General features: G+C 68.4%; 2 protein-coding genes. One reads left to right on the forward strand and one right to left on the reverse strand.

Annotated features, from left to right (window positions below; translation table 11 throughout):
• Window positions 1-172 precede the first annotated feature (172 nt).
• The gene (locus tag AC4LGL_RS18595; protein ID WP_491840070.1) at window positions 173-3,184 is read left to right on the forward strand and encodes a Tn3 family transposase; all 3,012 of its coding nucleotides are present in this window, start codon (window positions 173-175) and stop codon (window positions 3,182-3,184) included.
• 68 nt (window positions 3,185-3,252) lie between these two features.
• On the opposite strand, the gene merB is transcribed toward AC4LGL_RS18595, so the two are convergent.
• Window positions 3,253-3,930, reverse strand: a 678-nt coding sequence (gene merB, locus AC4LGL_RS18600; protein WP_491840071.1) for an organomercurial lyase MerB, incomplete at its 5' end; no start/stop codon positions are given.

Here is a 3,930-nt window from a genome sequence, read left to right on the forward strand (position 1 = left end):
GCAGACTGCGCGTGCGGCCGGCGTGGGGTCCCGGTAGTAATGGCGCAAAAAACAACGAGGTTCGCGTAGCGCCTGGTCGGCGGTGATTTCTCGGTTCGGGCTGCGGGCCGGGGTGGTTGGTGCTTGGCTTGGCTGCCGATGAGGTTGGTCGGCGTTTTGGAGGCTGGGGTTCGTGGCGACGCGGGTATTCGCGGACGAGGAGTTGCAGCGCCTGCGGGAGTTCCCGGAGATCAGTCGTGAGGAGTTGTTCCGGTACTTCACGCTGACCCCGGCGGATCTGGCGTTCGTTGCTCCGCAGGGCAGGGGCCCTGCGGTCCGTCTGGGCCTGGCGGTGGCGTTGTGCACCTTGCCGTGGCTGGGGTTCGTGCCGGACAAGGTGTCGTCGGCGCCGCCGGTGGCGGTGGCCCGGTTGGCGGATCAGCTGAATGTCGATGCGGTGCAGCTTCGTTCGTATGGCAAGCGGGCGCAGACGCGGACCGAGCATGTGCGGCTGGTGGCCCAGTATCTGGGGTGGCGGCCTGCCGGGTCGATGGAGTTGAAGGAGCTGGATGAGTTCCTTCTGGCGCGGGCGATGGAGCACGATTCGCCGACGCTGTTGTTCCGGCTGGCGTGTGAGTACCTGATCTCGGCGCGGGTGATCCGGCCGGGCCCGGACACGGTGGTCCGCCGGGTCGCGCATGCTCGCACGCAGGCGCAGCGGGAGACCTATGACCGGTTGGCGCGCGAGTTCACGCCGCAGCGGTGTAAGGAACTGGATGCGTTGCTGGTCGCCGACCCGTCTATCGGGATGTCGCGGTTGCGGTGGTTGTCGACCGGCCCGGTGGAGGCGTCGGCGACCGCGGTGAAGGCCGAGGTCGAGAAGCTGGTGTTCCTGCGCAACCTGGGCGCGGATGAGCTGGATATGTCGGTGCTGCCGGCGGAGCGGCGGCGGTTCCTGGCGACTGTGGGCCGACGCTTGACGGGCCAAGCCTTGGAACGCCGGGATCCGCAACGCCGCTACCCGATCCTGCTCACGGTGTTGGCTCAGTCGGCCACCGATGTGCTCGACGAGGTGGTGCAGCTGTTCGATCAGGCGATCTCGGCCAGGTTGAGCAAAGCCGAACGCCGGATGCGCGACGAGCTCGCCGAGCGCGGTAAGGCCGGAGAGGATCGGCAGGGGTTGCTCGACGACTTGCTGGCCATCATCACCGACACGCAGATCCCTGACGAGGAGATCGGCGGCCTGATCCGGGGCGATCGGATCGGATGGGAGCGGTTGCGGGCCGCGGTCGCGCAGGCCAAACCTCGGCTGCCGCGCGATCACGGGCACCTGGCCGCTCTGGACAGCTCGTACTCCTATCTGCGGCAGTTCACCCCGCAGGTGCTGTCGACAGTCCGGTTCGCCGGCGGCACCGCGGCGATCGAGCTGCTGATCGGGGTGCACATGCTGCGGGAGCTGAATGCGACCGGTACCCGCAAGGTGCCCGACGACGCGCCGACGGGGTTCGTGCCGACGAAGTGGCGCGGCTACCTCGACGAGGCCCGCAAAGCCGGCAACACCACCGCCTATCGGCACTACTGGGAGCTGTGCGTGCTGCTGGGGCTGCGGGACGGGTTGCGCAGCGGCGACGTGTTCGTGCCGGGGTCGCGCCGCTACGCCGACCCGGCCGCTTACCTGCTGACCCCGCAGGCGTGGGAGCCGCAGCGTGACGAGTTCTGCCGCCTGGTCGGCAAGTCCGCTGATCCGGCCCGCGCCCTGGCGACCGCCACCGACGAGCTGCACGACGCTATGAGCGAGTTGGAGAAGGTGCTCGCCGACGGCCACGGCCCGGTCCGTCTCGATGAGGCCGGTGACCTGGTGGTCTCGCCGCTGTCGGCAGAAGACGTTCCGGCCGAAGCGGTGGCGTTGAAGCAGGAGTTGACGGAGATGCTGCCGTTCGCGCCGATCGTGTCGCTGTTGATCGAGCTGGACAAACGCACCGGCTACCTGGACTGCTTCACCCACGCCGGCGGTAAGCAGTCCCGCACCCCGGAGTTGAAGCGCAACCTCATCGCGGTGCTGCTGGCCTACTCCACCAACCTGGGTCTCACCCGTATGGCGGAGGCCTCCGGCATCTCCTACGACATCCTGGCCTGGACTTCGGAGTGGTATGTGCGGGAGGAGACGCTGCGGGCGGCGAACCTGACGATCATCGACTACCACCAACGCCTGCCGCTGACCCCGATCTTCGGGGCCGGCACCCTGTCCTCCAGTGATGGGCAGCGGTTCCCGACCCGTGGCAAATCGGTCACTGCCAGAGCGTTGAGCCGCTATTTCGCGAACGAAGGACTGAGCACGTATACCCATGTCACCGATCAGCACGCCACCTACGGCACGAAGGTCATCGTCGCGACGAGACGTGAAGCTCACTACGTGCTGGACGAAATCCTCGGCAATGCAACGGATCTGCCGATCACCGAGCATGCGACCGACACGCACGGCGTCACCCTGGTGAACTTCGGGCTGTTCGACCTGCTCGGGTTGCAGCTCTCGCCCCGCATCCGGGACCTGGGCCGGATCACCCTGTACCGGGCGGCGCCGCGAGCCCAGGTCGAGTCCGCGTTCCCGCACGCGGGCCCGCTTTTGACCCGGCGGTGCAATCTCGATCTGATCGCCGAGCACTACGACGACCTGCTCCGGCTGGCCGGGTCGCTGAAGTTCGGGCACGCCACCGCGTCGCTGCTGGTCGGCAAGCTGTCGGCGTCGGGCCGGCAGAACGCCCTCGCGGCGGCGCTCAAGGAGTACGGGGCGCTGCGGCGCACGATCTACGCCGCCCGGTATCTGTCCGACCCGGGCTATCGACGCAAGATCTCCCGCCAGCTCAACAAGGGCGAATCCCTGCACGCGCTCCGCCGCGACCTGCTCTACGCGCATGAAGGAACCGTGCGCGCGAGGCACCTGGAGGGACAGACCGAACAGGCATGGTGCCTCACGTTGGCGACCAACGCCGTCATCGCCTGGACCACGGAGTATTACGGTCTGGCGACCGAACAGATGCGGCGGGCCGGGCGGCGCATCGATGACGAGGTGCTGGCGCACATTTCTCCGGCGCACAGCGAGAACATCAACTTCTTCGGCGCCATCGAGGTCGACATCGACGCCGAACTGGCCCAGCTCGGCCCCACCGGGTACCGGCCGCTGCGGGTCCGCGACACCCTCTTCTGACCGCCGGCTACCACCTTCCGGGAGAGGGTGCTGGGGCGTAGCTGGGCACATCGGTGGCCTGGGTTGGGTCAGCGACAGCGTGGTGGTTCGGTGGCGGTGAGGACGCGGTCGCTGATCGGGCGCAGCTGGGCGTAGGCGTCGGCGACGGGCAGCACGAGCCCGGTGGGGTGCCGGCTCTGCCAGTCGGCGGCCGCCACGGCGGTGGCGAAGTAGCGGCCGGGGTTGCAGGTGGTGGCGCGGACCCGGGTCGGGTCGAGTTCGTCGGGGCCGGGTACAGAGATGACCGCGGTGGCCGGGTCGAGGCCGCTGACCCCGGAGGCCGGGTCAACGGACAGTCGGATGGTGGTTCCGGTTGCGGCGCAGGTGGATTCGACGGTGGCGGGGCGACCGATGATGGCGGGGAACAGCAGGGTGTCGGCGGCGCACCAGGTGTAGAGCTGGTGGCCGTCGACGGTGAACCGGTGCGGGGTGGGATTGAGGGTCAGGCCCCAGCCGAGGATGCGGTGCCGGTCGTCGTATTCGATGTCCGCGGCGGCGGGCGCGTTCTCGACGTCGGCGACGCTGGCGCCGGCGGCGGTAGCGAGCTGTTCGATGGTGATCGGTTCACCGGCCGCGAGCAGCCGCATCGCGGTGCCCATCAGGTTCGTTCCCGTATTGGCGGTGGAGTCGAACAGTGTGTCGACGATGGTGGTGGCGAACGGGTTGGTCGTCATCGCTGGTGTCCCCTCGGAGCGTGTAGTCACGGG

Source organism: Mycolicibacterium arcueilense (genome assembly GCF_058536225.1).